General features: G+C 34.0%; 14 protein-coding genes. 8 read left to right on the forward strand and 6 right to left on the reverse strand.

The window, feature by feature from the left end:
* Positions 1 to 53: 53 nt before the first annotated feature.
* Together AC3E9W_RS13335 and AC3E9W_RS13340 are read right to left on the reverse strand one after the other, a co-directional pair.
* Positions 54 to 455, reverse strand: coding sequence for a hypothetical protein (locus AC3E9W_RS13335; RefSeq protein ID WP_488768737.1), 402 nt, complete (start codon positions 453 to 455; stop codon positions 54 to 56).
* 7 nt (positions 456 to 462) lie between these two features.
* Entirely contained in the window at positions 463 to 1,338 is an 876-nt protein-coding gene (locus tag AC3E9W_RS13340; protein ID WP_488768738.1) for a protease complex subunit PrcB family protein, read from the reverse strand.
* 188 nt (positions 1,339 to 1,526) lie between these two features.
* Between AC3E9W_RS13340 and AC3E9W_RS13345 the strand changes: the two genes are divergently transcribed.
* The 5 genes from AC3E9W_RS13345 (at position 1,527) to AC3E9W_RS13365 (ending at position 5,558) form a co-directional block, all read left to right on the forward strand.
* Positions 1,527 to 2,897, forward strand: a complete 1,371-nt coding sequence (locus AC3E9W_RS13345; protein ID WP_488768739.1) for a DNA recombination protein RmuC — start codon at positions 1,527 to 1,529, stop codon at positions 2,895 to 2,897.
* Between the two features lie 655 nt (positions 2,898 to 3,552).
* Positions 3,553 to 4,101, forward strand: a complete 549-nt coding sequence (locus tag AC3E9W_RS13350) for an acyl-CoA thioesterase (protein WP_306158951.1) — start codon at positions 3,553 to 3,555, stop codon at positions 4,099 to 4,101.
* 40 nt (positions 4,102 to 4,141) lie between these two features.
* Positions 4,142 to 4,537, forward strand: coding sequence for a VOC family protein (locus tag AC3E9W_RS13355; protein WP_306158949.1), 396 nt, complete (start codon positions 4,142 to 4,144; stop codon positions 4,535 to 4,537).
* Between the two features lie 8 nt (positions 4,538 to 4,545).
* Entirely contained in the window at positions 4,546 to 4,755 is a 210-nt protein-coding gene (locus AC3E9W_RS13360; protein WP_488768740.1) for a hypothetical protein, read from the forward strand.
* Positions 4,756 to 4,991: 236 nt separating this feature from the next.
* Positions 4,992 to 5,558: a YceI family protein gene (locus AC3E9W_RS13365; protein WP_306158947.1), complete on the forward strand. Its 567-nt coding sequence runs from the start codon at positions 4,992 to 4,994 to the stop codon at positions 5,556 to 5,558.
* Between the two features lie 133 nt (positions 5,559 to 5,691).
* Here AC3E9W_RS13365 and AC3E9W_RS13370 read toward each other — a convergent pair whose 3' ends face one another.
* Positions 5,692 to 6,603, reverse strand: coding sequence for a TIGR01777 family oxidoreductase (locus tag AC3E9W_RS13370; protein WP_488768741.1), 912 nt, complete (start codon positions 6,601 to 6,603; stop codon positions 5,692 to 5,694).
* 98 nt (positions 6,604 to 6,701) lie between these two features.
* Between AC3E9W_RS13370 and AC3E9W_RS13375 the strand changes: the two genes are divergently transcribed.
* Complete coding sequence (locus AC3E9W_RS13375; protein ID WP_488768742.1) at positions 6,702 to 7,361, forward strand: TetR family transcriptional regulator C-terminal domain-containing protein; 660 nt, start codon at positions 6,702 to 6,704, stop codon at positions 7,359 to 7,361.
* A complete protein-coding gene (locus tag AC3E9W_RS13380; RefSeq protein ID WP_488768743.1) occupies positions 7,361 to 8,665 on the forward strand; it encodes an ABC1 kinase family protein in 1,305 nt (434 codons plus the stop codon). Before AC3E9W_RS13375 ends, AC3E9W_RS13380 begins: the two co-directional genes overlap by 1 nt.
* Before the next feature lie 355 nt (positions 8,666 to 9,020).
* On the opposite strand, the gene AC3E9W_RS13385 is transcribed toward AC3E9W_RS13380, so the two are convergent.
* Positions 9,021 to 11,042 (reverse strand): hypothetical protein, encoded by a 2,022-nt coding sequence (locus AC3E9W_RS13385; protein WP_488768744.1) that lies wholly within the window; start codon positions 11,040 to 11,042, stop codon positions 9,021 to 9,023.
* 360 nt (positions 11,043 to 11,402) lie between these two features.
* A complete protein-coding gene (locus tag AC3E9W_RS13390; RefSeq protein ID WP_306158937.1) occupies positions 11,403 to 11,618 on the reverse strand; it encodes a hypothetical protein in 216 nt (71 codons plus the stop codon).
* 407 nt (positions 11,619 to 12,025) lie between these two features.
* Between AC3E9W_RS13390 and AC3E9W_RS13395 the strand changes: the two genes are divergently transcribed.
* Positions 12,026 to 12,391: a hypothetical protein gene (locus tag AC3E9W_RS13395; RefSeq protein ID WP_488768745.1), complete on the forward strand. Its 366-nt coding sequence runs from the start codon at positions 12,026 to 12,028 to the stop codon at positions 12,389 to 12,391.
* A gap of 262 nt (positions 12,392 to 12,653) precedes the next feature.
* Here AC3E9W_RS13395 and AC3E9W_RS13400 read toward each other — a convergent pair whose 3' ends face one another.
* Positions 12,654 to 13,949 (reverse strand): cryptochrome/photolyase family protein, encoded by a 1,296-nt coding sequence (locus AC3E9W_RS13400; RefSeq protein ID WP_488768746.1) that lies wholly within the window; start codon positions 13,947 to 13,949, stop codon positions 12,654 to 12,656.
* Positions 13,950 to 14,137: the final 188 nt, after the last annotated feature.

Below are 14,137 nucleotides of genomic sequence, written 5' to 3' on the forward strand. Positions count from 1 at the left end.
AAGAAATGGTTCAAATTTGATTTTGCAAAAATAGTTTTAAATAGCTTACAAAACTATCTTTTAAAAATAGTTCGACTACCTTCCTGATTGTTGCTTACAATTGTTAGGTTTTGATTGTCAAGGTTTTCTATCACGTAAGTTTTGCCTTCAAACGTAATTAGGTCATGTTCTGATTGGTCAAAATATCCCTTTCCTTTTTCAACCTGATAAGCGCTATTTCTTATCTCTACATTGTTTTTATACGTAATAACCCTTCCATTTTCTGTAAAGACAATTTTCTTGGTAAATCCAATTGTTTTTGGCGTTGCCACGTAGGGATTAGTAGAGCCTCCTATAGATTTTTCCCAAATCCAAGTGTTTACTATAGATCCTGCTGCAGCCTCTTTAGAATTGTTTACAGACATCATCGATGTTAAAAGAAAACAGACAGTAAAAGACAATAAAAGTTTCTTCATAGTGGTATTATTTTAAACTTGTAATTTTTTCTTGAATTGCTTTTTTGAAAAGTTTGATATCCGCACTTTGATCTTGCGTATCATTATTATCGATAAAAACTTTTGTTACGCTTGCTCCTTGGCGCAGCTCAAAATAAATTCCGCCTTGATCTGCAGCATCTGGAGAACCGTACGTTTTAGTTTGGCCTTTTAAAGCTAAAATTTCAGCTGGAACACTTTTTAGGAATAAAGTATATTCACCTTTTTTAATTGTTGGAGTGTATTTGTACTGATTAAAATCATACTGTCCAGCTGCAACATTTAAGAATTTTAAAGTATTGTAATCATTAATCTGGAAGAATTTTTGGCAGTCGCCACCAGTACAATTGCTGTTAAAGCTTCCGATAACAATATTATCTGAAGTTTCTGTTGTTTTATTGAAAATCATTCCTTTTGATGTTTTTGGAATCAAAACAAAATCATAAGGATAAGAAGGAACTTGCGTTACGTTTTCGCCTGTAGCAGGAGCTTTTTCGTGGTAGTTCACTACAATTTCGCAATTGTTTTCTACAATAGAACTAATCACGATGTCATAACCGCTTGTAGGTTTAGCGCCAGCAAAAATTCCAACTAAATATTGTTTGGTAAAATCAATGTTAGGATCACTTGCAACAGGACAGCTGTTAGCATGTTTTGAAAAGAACTCATCCATTTTTTCCTGAGAAGCAATAACTGCTACAGCAGGATTATTTGGCATATTTTTTACACTATAGTTACATGCGAAAGGAAAACCAGTAAAATTTACAACAGTATTGGCACCACAATCTACATAGTTATTTCCATCATTAAGAGAACAGGCGCTGAATCCGAAGGCTACAAACAAGCCAAGCATTAATTTTTTCATAATTATTTAAATAGGTTTATATCTTGTAGATAGCCGTTTAAAAGAATGGTTGCGTTGAGGTGCAATTTTTTTTGAAAAAAAATTAAAATGTTGGTTTAGTTTGGATTAAAAATGAATTAGTGAAATTTCTGTTTTTAAAACTAAGTACTACGTATTATTGCGTACTTTTACGTAAAATAAACTTAGTTATGTCTGATTATATACCGTTTTTATTAGGTTTTGTTGTAGCGCTTTTTATTGGCATCTACGTAGGCAGAATGCTTTCTGGATCCAAATTTCAGTCTGAAAAAGTCATTTCAGAAGAACGATTGCATGCGTTAAACGGTCAATTGCAGATGCAGAAAGAGCAGTTCGAAAACGAAAAAAATAATTTGCAAAAACAATTGCAGCTAAATAATGTTGAGAAAGAAAACATTCGAACAGAAAAAGACAGTCTGGCGATTCAGCTTTCTAAAAAAGAAGTTGATTTTGAAAATTTATGGGAACGCCATAAAGAACAAAAAAACGAAATCAGCGAACTTCAAGAAAAATTTACCAAAGAGTTTGAAAATCTGGCCAATAAAATCTTAGAAGAAAAATCGGCTAAGTTTACCGAACAAAATACCGTTAATATGAAAAATATCCTGACGCCTTTGCAGGATAAAATTCTGGTATTTGAACAAAAAGTAGAACAAACTCACAAAGAAAGCATTGATTATCATGCGGCGCTTCGTCAGCAGATTATTGGTTTGAGCGAAATGAACGCGCAAATGAGCAAAGAAACCTTAAACCTGACCAAAGCCTTAAAAGGCGACAGTAAAATGCAGGGAAATTGGGGCGAATTGGTTCTGGAACGTGTTTTAGAAAAATCAGGATTAGAAAAAGGAAGAGAATACGAAGTACAGCAGAGTTTTACCAACGCAGAAGGAAACCGCGTTTTTCCAGATGTTATAATTAATCTTCCAGACGGCAAGAAAATGATTGTCGATTCTAAAGTTTCGCTAGCAGCGTATGAAAAATGGGTAAACGAAGAATCAGAACTTCTAAAAATAGAATTCCTTAAAGAACATGTCATTTCCATCAAAAGGCATGTGGACCAATTGGGCAGTAAAAGTTATCATGATTTATATCAAATGGAAAGTCCAGATTTTGTCCTGCTTTTTATTCCGATGGAACCTGCCTTTGCAATTGCTTTAAACGAAGATCCGTCTTTGTACACCAAAGCCTTTGACCGAAATATTGTGATTGTAACTCCAAGCACGCTTTTAGCCACTTTACGAACAATTGACAGCATGTGGACCAATCAAAAACAGCAAGAAAATGCCTTAGAGATTGCCAGACAAGCAGGAGCGTTATACGATAAATTTGAAGGTTTTGTATCTGATTTAGTTCGAATTGGAAATAAGATAAAAGACACCAAGACAGAATACGAAAGCGCGATGAATAAATTGGTAGAAGGAAAAGGAAACCTGATTTCGAGCGTAGAAAGATTGAAAAAAATGGGAGCGAAGGCCAAGAAATCGCTTCCTGATGCCATTATCACGAGAGCCAGTTCAGAAGAAAACGAATTATTGAATTGAGAAATGAACCATATAAGTTATATAAGTTCATTTAATGCAATGTCTGACTAAGCGACGAAGGGCATATGAGAAGGAGGTGCAACAAAGGGCTTCGACTCCGCTAAGTCTGAGAAATTTGATGTAAAGTGATTGTCTCCCTGAGCGGAGTCGAAGGGCGATGCAACAAAGGGCTTCGACTCCGCTCAGCCTGACAAAATGTGATTTAATGCGATTGTCTCCCTGAGCGTCCCGAGAATTCGGGAGAAGGGCATCTCATGTCACTTAAACTGAAAAAAAATTAAATGAATAATGTAAACACATAGACACATAGAAATTGAGATTGGAGGAAAAGGCGTTTCACTTGCATGAATACACATAGCGTTGTGTTAAAAAAATAAACCATATAAGTCATATAAGTTCACTTAATCCAAAACTTACTTTTTCTTATATGACTTATATGGTGAGAATAAACACATAGTTCTATGTGTTAGAAACTAGTTTCTTTCTTTTACTCTTTTCAAAAGAATCAAAATCTATGTTTCTATGTGTTAAAAAAAAATATACAGCTAATCAAAAAACAAAAAAACAAACCATATAAGTTTATTCAGTTCAAAACTTAAAAATATCTTATATAACTTATATGGTTTAAAATAAAAAAAACACCAAAAACAAAAACATGAGTACAGATTTTAAGCCCGTTTCTTCATCAAAAGTGAGCATATCAGAATTAATGCTTCCTTCGCATACCAACTTTAGCGGAAAAATTCACGGAGGATATATTTTACAATTATTAGATCAGATTGCATTTGCATCGGCATCAAAATTTAGCGGGAATTATTGCGTGACCGCTTCGGTAGATACCGTAAACTTTCTTAAACCTATTGAAGTTGGAGAATTGGTAACCATGAAAGCTTCTGTAAATTATGTCGGAAGAAGTTCTATGGTAGTCGGAATTCGAGTAGAAGCAGAAAATATTCAGACAGGTGTTATCAAACATTGTAATTCGTCTTATTTTACAATGGTTGCCAAAGACAAAGAAGGAAAAAGCGTTCAAGTGCCAGGATTGATTTTGTCTAATTTGCAAGAGATACGCCGTTTTAGAAAAGCAATAAAACATATCGAAGTTAGAAAAGAAGTCGAAGAACACGAAAAATTGGCCAACATCAATTCGATAGAAGATTTGGCAAGCTTAGAAAAGTATAATGTTCTTTTAGAAATCAGCTAAATTTTCTTATATTTATTTCACACATTAAATACTAGAAAATATGGTCAAGTTTGGATATACAATATTATACGTTGAAAATGTCGAAGAATCTATTTCGTTTTATGAAAACGCATTTGGATTTTCGAGAAAATTCGTCTCACCAGAAAATGATTATGGCGAATTAATTACGGGAGAAACAACACTTTCTTTTGCTTCTAAAAAACTAGCGGCAAAAAATCTGCCTGATGGTTTTATCGAAAGCAGTTTAGAAGACAAACCTTTTGCTATCGAAATTGGTTTTATAACAGAAAATGTACCCGAAGTTCTGCAGAAAGCCACTTCTTTTGGTGCCATTATGGTTTCAGAACCGGTAGAAAAACCGTGGGGACAGATTGTTGCGTATGCAAGAGATTTAAACGGATTTTTGATTGAGATTTGTACAGAGGTAAAAGGGTAATTTTTGAAATGAACTACATACAAAGAAAACCGTATCTTTTATTTTTAGCGCTAATAGTCTTTCTTTTGAGTTTTGGCTTTTATAAAGGAGATGAAACACTTGATGTTAATATCCACGATACTTATTTTATCATTTCGTGGAAACATTTGATGATTCTTATTTCATTGTTTTTGTTTTTTATCTATGGAATGTACTCTATAGTAAAAAGAAGATTTTAAAAACATTTCACATCTGACAATTCTCATTTTACAAGAAAAAAACATTCACAAATATTTAGCATAAGTTCCAAAACTTTGCTTGCAAAAATTCCGTAACTTTAAGTGTAATTATTGGGTTACGGAATTTTTTCACTGAGTATTGCCGTTCAATTTTTCAGATTAATTTAGAATCTGATTTCCTTTTTTTTCTTAGTCAGAATAAATTGAATGACATAATTGTTTAAATGCAGACGATTATGAAAACAACTACTTTATTATTTTTACTTTTTACCGCCTTTACTGTCATTGCCCAAGACAAATTTTTTACGAGTACGGGGACAATAAACTTTGAAGCGTCTGTTCCGCTGTACGAAGAAGTGACCGCTGTAAATAGACAAGTTGCTATACTTTTAGAGCCTAAAACTAGTACTTTTATCTGTACTGTTGTAATCAAAGATTTTCGTTTTAAATTGAATCTAATGCAAGAGCATTTCAATGACAATTACATGGAAAGCAATCGTTATCCTAAAGCCGTATTTAAAGGAAAGATTGAAAAATTTGATTTGAAAGATATCAATGAAACCGAAAAGCAATATCAGATAAAAGGAAAATTGAATTTACGAGGCAAATCAAAAGAGATTATCGTAAATGCTTTGATTAAAAGAGTTCCAGAAGGCATTCAGGTTATCTCCGATTTTCCAATTGCTGTATCCGATTTTAATATTCGTATTCCGAATTCTATTGCGTCAAAAATTGCTAAAACGGCCAATACAGAACTGACGGGAATAGTACGCAGCGATGAAACCATGCTGACTTTAAAATAACAGGACGCGGATGACACAGATTTGCTGCCGCAAAGACACAGATTTACACAGATTTAATTAAAAAAAATCCGTTTTTATCCGCGTCTTTGCGATAGCAAATCTGTGTCATCCGCGTTATAATTAAGCGCTAAAGTTATTTAATACAATTTATAAGCGTTTTTTCTAAATCGGTAGATTGAAATTCAAAACCTGTTTTCTGAATTTTCTCTGATGAAACACGCTGTCCCGTTAAGACTGCAATGCTCATTTCGCCAAGTAAAATCTTTAACACAAACGGCGGAACTTTAGGCAGCCATATCGTATAATCGTATAGTTTAGCCATCACTTTAGAAAATCGGGAATTGGTCGTATTGTCGGTTACACAAGCATTGTAAGCACCTTCTAGTTTAGTGTCTACAATGCTTTTTAAATAAATCTGGCACAAATCTTCAATATGGATCCAAGGCAAGTATTGTTTGCCAGAACCCAGAACCGCACCAAAACCAGATTTAAAGGTCGGAATCATTTTTTTTAAGAACCCTTCGTTTTTTCCTAAAACGATACCTGTTCTAATTTTGACCGTTCTAATATTCAACGAACCAATTTTATCAGCGGCCTGTTCCCATTTTTGGCAAGTTATGCCAAGGAAATCATCAGCTGGAGGCGTGTTCTCGGTACAGATTTTATGGCTCGTAACGGCACCATAAATTCCGATTCCAGAAGCAGAAACAAACGCTTCCAGTTTTTTATTATTCATTTCTAAAATCGAATAAATCATTTCTACAGGACGTACACGGCTTTCTATAATGGCTTTTTTGCGTCTTTTGGTCCATCTTTTTTCTACAATTCCTTCGCCTGCAAGATGAATAATATAATCGGCATTGAGAATCGCATTTTTGTCGATATAATTTTTCTTTATATCCCATTTGTAATACGTAACCCTTGGCGTATTTTCTCTATCAGAACGGCTCAAAACCGATACAGTAAAACCTGCTTCGATCAGTACATCTGTCAAATGTTTTCCGATAAAACCGCTTCCGCCCGTTAGTAGAACATTTTGAGCCATAATAGTTTATAATATATTTAACAGTGTATAATGTTTAAGGAAGAGTAAAGGTACTTAAACAATGTTTACCTTTATGGCAAATTCTAAATTTTAATAAGATGGCGACTAAAAAGAAGGTAATTACCAAAGACGATATCGTTTCAAAATATATGGAAGAAGTTCTGGAAAAAGGACAAAAACCGAAATCGGTTTATCATTTTGCTAAAGAAAATGATTTTACAGAAACCGAATTTTATGCATTTTTTGGAACATTAGAAGGTTTAGAAAAAGAAATATTCCGACTGTTTTTTGAAAACACGGTGAATCTACTTCACAAGAACGAAGAATACCAGCAATATGACATGAAGAATAAAATGCTGAGCTTTTATTTTACTTTCTTCGAAATCCTGACAGCAAACAGAAGTTATGTTTTGCAATCGCTTAAAATAGATAAAAACCCGATTAAGAATTTAGTGCAGCTCACAACGCTTCGCAATAGCTTTAAGGAATATGTTTCTGAAATTTTAACTGACGATTATAGATTAGAACAAGAAAGATTTCAGAAGTTTCAGGAAAAAGCCATTCAAGAATCTTCTTGGTTGCAATTAATGCTGACGATTAAATTCTGGATGGAAGACGAATCTCCTGCTTTTGAGAAAACGGATATTTTTATCGAAAAATCGGTTAATGCTTCATTTGAATTGATGAATGTAGCACCGATGAATCATCTGATTGATTTCGGAAAATTTTTGTTCAAAGAAAAAGTACACAGCAGATAATGAAAACGATAGATTATATTCCGACTTCAAAAATTGAAAGAGCGGGAAAACTGGTTCAGACTGGAGCTAAAATTGGCGTAAACTATGTAAAACATTATGCCGAGAAAATAGTAAATCCCGATCTGACTCGTGATAAATTGAATGAAAACAACGCCGAAGATATTTACGACGGACTAAAAAGCCTTAAAGGAAGCGCTTTAAAAGTGGCTCAAATGTTGAGCATGGACAAGAACTTTTTGCCTCAGGCTTATGTAGAGAAATTTTCTTTGTCGCAATTTTCTGTTCCGCCGCTTTCTGCTCCATTGGTTTTAAAAACCTTTAAAAACAATTTTGGAAAAACGCCTTATGAAATTTTTGACGAATTCAACCCAAATTCGGTAAACGCTGCCAGTATTGGTCAGGTGCATTTGGCAAAGAAAAATGATAAAAAACTGGCCGTAAAAATTCAATATCCTGGAGTTGCCAATAGCATTTCGTCAGATTTGGCTTTGGTAAAACCAATTGCGATTAGAATGTTTAATCTTCAAGGAAAAGATTCTGATAAATATTTTAAAGAAGTTGAAGACAAACTGATTGAGGAAACAAACTATTTGCTGGAATTGAAACAAAGTCAAGAAGTGGTTGATGCCTGCGCTAAAATTGAAAACATTAAGTTTCCAAACTATTATTCTGAGTTTTCATCGGAGAAAATCATAACCATGGATTGGATGACGGGAATTCACCTTTCTGAATTCACCGCCCAAAATACCGATCAGGAAGTAGGCGATAAAATAGGACAGGCGCTTTGGGATTTTTATATGTACCAAATCCATGTTTTACGAAAAGTGCATGCAGATCCGCATCCAGGAAACTTTTTGGTCGACGATCAGAACCAATTGATTGCTTTAGATTTTGGCTGTATGAAACATATTCCAGAAGATTTTTATGTTCCGTATTTCGAATTAATCAATAAAAATGTAATTACAGACGAAAAACTTTTCAACGAAAAATTATTCGAATTAGAAATTCTGCGTCAAGATGATACACCTGCAGAAATTGAATATTTCACCGAAATGTTTCATGATTTATTATCGCTTTTCACGAAACCTTTCCAAAACGAAACTTTCGATTTTGCAGATGAAAAATTCTTTAACGCGATCGCCGAATTAGGAAAACGTTTCTCAGAAGATACCAATCTAAAAAAAATGAACGGAAATCGTGGCTCTAAGCACTTTATTTACATGAACCGCACTTTCTTTGGTTTGTATAATTTAATGTTTGATTTGAAAGCTAAAATTGTAGTAGATAATTATTTGAAATACTAAGTTTAGAAATTTCAAATAAAAAAAATCCAAATTCCAATCTTCTTAGAACTGGAATTTGGATTTTTTTTATTTGTTTAGCTTTAAAATTATATACTGTGTGTGTCTTTTTGAGCGATCTTTAAGTTTCAGGAGAAGAATCGCACATATGCACAATGCGAGCGATCCTTTTTCTTCAATTATAAAATCTAAATAATAAATCTGCCAAACTTGCGAGAGGATAAAATAATTATTTAATTTGAAAAAAATAAAAAGGTTGCTTTTATGTAAGATACACAAAGCAACCTTTTTTATCCAAATTATAGTTGAAGATTCATTTTAATCTCTTATGGAAAGATAACTTTTAAAGATCATTTGATTAATTAATTTTTTGCCTCATCTCATAAACTCTATTTACGTTTCCATTATTGGTAATTATAAGTTTACCAGTTTGTTTTAATATTGTGACATCAAATTGTGTACTATTACCTCCATCTTGGCAAGTCGTAGCAGAAGCTGTAAATTTTAAACCTGTGGCGTAACCGTTAGTATTAGTTACTGTATAGGGATTTCCAGCTCCAGAACCTCCTGTGTAGGCCATACCATTATAATATGTGGCAAGATTTATAATCATCGGTACAGTACAGCCATCTGCACTGCTGATAGTGAAATTTGAGAATTTTGGATCAGCAGTAAGATTAAATGTGTAAGAAGCACCAGGAGCCACGGTGGCACTAGTGTATACTATAGCACCAAAATCTTCCAGTTTTGTCCAGATCACATTACCTGAAGCGTCTGCAGATGTTGCCACATCTCCTGCTTGAGGTGCTTTATTATTTGTACCCAATTTAATTTGCGCTGTATTTGTCGTTGTTTTTCCTGTAGCGGTTATATTTGTTGCGGCTGTAATGTTTTTAGTCGCCATATTTAAATCCTGCGTTGCAGTATGGTTACCTAGGTTATCACCAGCTCCAATAGAGGCAGCAGATTTCCAAATTATGTTACCATTAGCATCTGCAGCTGTTGCAATAGAACCAGCAGCAGGAGCAGTGCCGTCTGTACCTTTAGAGATTGCTAAATTATTAACTGTAGTTTTGCGGGTTGCTTCTTCAATTGTCAAATCGTTTGCGCTATTTTTGCTAGAGTAAATACCAAAATTGCCTGATTCTTTGTACAATATATAAGTGTTGTCGTTATTTGTTGATCGGTCTTTGAAGTAAGCATCGTAAATATTATCAATTCTGTTTCTGTTTAGATTAAGCGTTGTAGTAGCGGTATGGTTACCCAAATTATCGCCAGCTCCAATAGAAGCCGCAGATTTCCAAATTATGTTACCGTTAGCATCTGCAGAAGTTGCAATAGAACCAGCTACAGGAGCAGTGCCGTCTGTACCTTTTGCTATTTGTGCTTGTTGTGCATTTAGTTTGTTAGAAATAGTAAGAGTACCGCTATTGTCAAGAGCCATACGTTGTACCCATGCTTTATTAGCATCAATGGTTTTCCAAGTAAACTGACCTGAGTTGGCCCAAGCAACGTCACCAGAATGATTTACCAAGTTGTATGCACCCTCTGTTGCAATTTTAGTCATGTCTTTACTTCCATAAATCCATATTTTGTCTCCAGTCACTACTTGATCAAAAGAAAGCTGTCCATTTGCAATGCTTACTTTCTTGCTAGCATTGATATTTGTCGCATTATTTATGTCTTTAGTAGACATGTTTAAATCCTGAGTTGCGGTATGGTTACCCAGATTATCACCTGCTCCAATAGAGGCAGCAGACTTCCAGATTATGTTACCGTTAGCATCTGCAGCAGTTGCGATAGAACCAGTAGCAGGAGCAGTGCCGTCTGTGCCTTTAGAAATTGCTAAATTGTTAACCGTAGTCTTACGGGTATTTTCATTAATGGTTAAATCGTTTCCGCTATTTTTACTAGAGTAAATTCCAAAAACACCTGCGTTTTTGTACAATCCATACGTGCTATTATTGTCAGTTACCTGATCTTTAAAGTAACTATCGTAAATATTATTAATTCTGTTTCCGTTTAGATTAAGAGTTGTAGTTGCGGTATGGTTACCAAGGTTATCGCCAGTTGCATCGGCACCTGTAATTAATTTATTCCAAGTGGTTCCGTTCCAAAAGTAAAATCCTGCTCCTCCTGTAAGGGCGGTATTGGTATTATAAACCAGTAAACTGTTTACAGGGTTTCCTCCGTTAATAATGCTTTTGTCTGTAAGACTAGGTATGCTTATCCTAGGTACTAATAGTCCTCTGTTTGTGGAGTTAAGATCTAATATAGAGGAGTCATCTGGGGCTTTTTTTCCAGGTATTGCCATTTGGGCATTTACTTGGCTTAAGGATAAAATTCCTGTTAATAAAATAAAGATAAAATTCTTTTTCATGATGAATGTTATTTTGTTACTAAAATTAAAATATAAGCGGTTGCTTATGAGGTTTAATTACAGCGCAAAATTACTTCGGCAATGAAAGTTGAATAACCTTTAAAAGTTTTTATACTATTAAAATAAGATAATTATCTTCTTCATGTTGATAATTATACAAAACGGCAATTTTTTTATTTCTGTATCGGATATAAAAATATCGTACTTCTCTTACGGAAATAGCGTGTAGGATTGAATTTTATTAGATATTGAAGAGAAACTAAAACAGCGTCTGTTGAAATGGAAAATAGAAAACGGAAATATTGTTTTGTATGCTTGCTGTTTATTTTGTTTGAAAAAATATGTTAATTCTGAGAAAAGCTATTCTGATACATTCCTTAAAAGGTTAGCAATGGTTTGTTCGTTTGCTTTAACCATCTTCGCATAATCTCTTTTAATGTTATCGGGTTTAATACCACTAACTGCTCCGCTAATAGATTGACGGATATAGTACTTAGAAACTTTATATTTTAAAAACAACGCTTCTAAAATATTTGAATCATAAGATTTGTAAATTTTGTTCTTATTAGTATTCATCACTTTATTGTTTTAAAAATCGTTACAAAGTTAGTTGATAATTTTAATCTGTCAAATTTTTTAGATGATAATTTCTTACTTTTTAGTGTTTAATTATAATTTTAACGTGGCTAAATTATTGGAATTACCAAGTAAAAATGGCTGTTTTAGCAGATTTGCTTTTATTAGATTTTTAATAGAATTATAATTCAGTTTATAATAATTTTACTATAGTTGTAAATTATATCCTATTTTGGATTTTTAAATAATCATTTTCAATAAATATTTATAAAAGCTTATGCGTAAATAAATTCCGACATAAAACTTTTTATTGTACTTTTGTGTGTTTATTCATTGGTTTAAAATTTTGCAACTAAAAAAAAGTATCTTTTTATATAAATAATTTTATTGGAGGGTAATTTTGTATAATGAATCCTATTTTAGAACGCCTTAAATTATTGGCGAAGAATGAAGGTATTACAATCACTAAGCTCGAGCTGACAATCGGAGCCAGTAAGGGTGTGCTGTCACGGGCTATAGCGCACAATAGTGATATTCAATCAAAATGGCTTTTAAACCTTGTAGAAAATTTTCCTGCCTACAGCTGCGAATGGCTTATAAAAGGTATTGAGCCTATGATAAGGGCTGAAATTGATTCTTTGCAAAACATGCCAGAATCTGACCTTGCCTATAAAGATCTCGCAGAATCCCGAAAAGAAACCATAGAGAGTTTAAAAAAGATTATTGTGCTGATGGAAGATAAAATTGCCTATAGAGAAAGCGAAAAGGTTTAGTTTTATTTCCTGTTTATTGGCACGCGGATGAGACAGATTCGCTTTCGCGAAAACGCTGATTTAAACTGATTTTTTCTTTAATTCAAACTTTCATACACGTATGTCTTCCTGAGCGTCCCGAGTCTTCGGGAGAAGGAGCGCGCGCATTATCTGTAATGTGCGTCCTCTCTTTGCGGTCCTTCGACTCCGCTCAGGAAGACATACGTTGAGCTAAAAAAACTGACAGGTTTACTTGGAATTTGGAATTTAAAAAATTTGGAATTTATTTCAAGATTCCCTTCTTATAAGTTGCAATCGCGCGATCTCTGGCAAAAGCATGATCCACCATTGGTTCGTTGTAACCCAAATCAAACTCTGGAATCCATTTTCTAATGTATTCTCCTTTTTCGTCAAATTTCTTTTGTTGGATTTCCGGATTGAAAACTCTGAAATACGGCGCGGCGTCGCAGCCAGTTCCCGCTGCCCATTGCCAGTTGCCAACGTTGGATGCTAATTCGAAATCTAACAATTTTTCGGCAAAATAAGCTTCGCCCCATTGCCAATTGATGAGCAAATGTTTGCACAAAAAACTCGCCACAACCATACGCACACGATTGTGCATATATCCCGTTTCATTTAACTGGCGCATTCCGGCATCGACCATTGGGTATCCAGTTGTTCCAGAACACCAGCGTTTAAAATCTTCTTCGTTATTGCGCCATTGAATTCCGTCGTAATTGGATTTAAAATTATGATTGACGCAATTTGGGAAACTAAACAGAATCTGAATAAAGAATTCCCTCCAGATTAATTCGCTTAAAAAAGTCTGATTTTTTCGGTTGGCCCAATTTACCAATTTTCGAATGCTAACGGTTCCAAAACGCAAATGTGGAGAAAGATAAGAAGTGCTGTCTAAGGCAGGAAAATCTCTGGTTTCTTTATAATTGGCAATTTGAGTTAAATTATGAGGCTGTACTTTTATGGTGCTTCTTTCGAAACCAATTGCAGCCAATTCTGGAAATTGGAATTTGTTTTTTGAAAAGTTCGATTGAAATGGAACAGAATCATATTCAGGTGCAGAACCAGAAAGATGGTATTTTTCTAGCCATTTATTTTTGTAAGGTGTGTAAACGGTATAAGGAAGTCCGTCTGCTTTTGTGATTTCTTTTTCTTCGAAAATTACATGGTCTTTATACGAGAAAGATTCGATATTATTTTCTTTTAATAAAGCTGTAATTGCAGTATCCCGTTTGATGGCAAACGGCTCATAATCTTTGTTGAAGAAAACCGATTGAATATCAAATTCTTCAATAAGTGATTTCCAGACTTCTTTTGTTTTTCCTTTTTTGATTAAAATCGAAGAATCTAGTTTTTGTAATTCGGAGTTTATTTTTTCGAGTGTATCGTAAATAAAAGTTACTCTGGAGTCGTTTTTTGGAAGGTGTTCTAAAATTTCATCATCGAAAATGAATAAAGGAACAACAGGAAAATCGGATTGTAAAGCGTGAAATAATCCTGTGTTGTCTTCTAGACGCAAATCACGTCTAAGCCAGAAAAGGGTAACTTTTTGTTTTGTCATTGTTTTGTTTTTTTAGCCACGAATTCACGAATTTTTTTTGATATGCTTTGTGTTTTTTTTTGCCGCGAATTACACGAATTACGCTAATCTTTTGATATGCTGTGTGTTTACTAGCCACGAATTCACGAATTTTTCTAATCTAAAGATAAAGAATCAGTGTAATTCGTTTTAAAATACACACAGCATAT

The organism is Flavobacterium sp. 38 (genome assembly GCF_057799715.1).

What these genes read in the sequence shown, in the direction of transcription:
- AC3E9W_RS13400 (WP_488768746.1), bottom strand. Translation starts at nt 13,949, where the DNA reads ATGACAAAACAAAAAGTTACCCTTTTCTGGCTTAGACGTGATTTGCGT.
- AC3E9W_RS13335 (WP_488768737.1), bottom strand. Translation starts at nt 455, where the DNA reads ATGAAGAAACTTTTATTGTCTTTTACTGTCTGTTTTCTTTTAACATCG.
- AC3E9W_RS13360 (WP_488768740.1), top strand. Translation starts at nt 4,546, where the DNA reads ATGAACTACATACAAAGAAAACCGTATCTTTTATTTTTAGCGCTAATA.
- AC3E9W_RS13355 (WP_306158949.1), top strand. Translation starts at nt 4,142, where the DNA reads ATGGTCAAGTTTGGATATACAATATTATACGTTGAAAATGTCGAAGAA.
- AC3E9W_RS13385 (WP_488768744.1), bottom strand. Translation starts at nt 11,042, where the DNA reads ATGAAAAAGAATTTTATCTTTATTTTATTAACAGGAATTTTATCCTTA.
- AC3E9W_RS13395 (WP_488768745.1), top strand. Translation starts at nt 12,026, where the DNA reads ATGAATCCTATTTTAGAACGCCTTAAATTATTGGCGAAGAATGAAGGT.
- AC3E9W_RS13380 (WP_488768743.1), top strand. Translation starts at nt 7,361, where the DNA reads ATGAAAACGATAGATTATATTCCGACTTCAAAAATTGAAAGAGCGGGA.
- AC3E9W_RS13370 (WP_488768741.1), bottom strand. Translation starts at nt 6,603, where the DNA reads ATGGCTCAAAATGTTCTACTAACGGGCGGAAGCGGTTTTATCGGAAAA.
- AC3E9W_RS13350 (WP_306158951.1), top strand. Translation starts at nt 3,553, where the DNA reads ATGAGTACAGATTTTAAGCCCGTTTCTTCATCAAAAGTGAGCATATCA.
- AC3E9W_RS13365 (WP_306158947.1), top strand. Translation starts at nt 4,992, where the DNA reads ATGAAAACAACTACTTTATTATTTTTACTTTTTACCGCCTTTACTGTC.
- AC3E9W_RS13340 (WP_488768738.1), bottom strand. Translation starts at nt 1,338, where the DNA reads ATGAAAAAATTAATGCTTGGCTTGTTTGTAGCCTTCGGATTCAGCGCC.
- AC3E9W_RS13345 (WP_488768739.1), top strand. Translation starts at nt 1,527, where the DNA reads ATGTCTGATTATATACCGTTTTTATTAGGTTTTGTTGTAGCGCTTTTT.
- AC3E9W_RS13375 (WP_488768742.1), top strand. Translation starts at nt 6,702, where the DNA reads ATGGCGACTAAAAAGAAGGTAATTACCAAAGACGATATCGTTTCAAAA.
- AC3E9W_RS13390 (WP_306158937.1), bottom strand. Translation starts at nt 11,618, where the DNA reads ATGAATACTAATAAGAACAAAATTTACAAATCTTATGATTCAAATATT.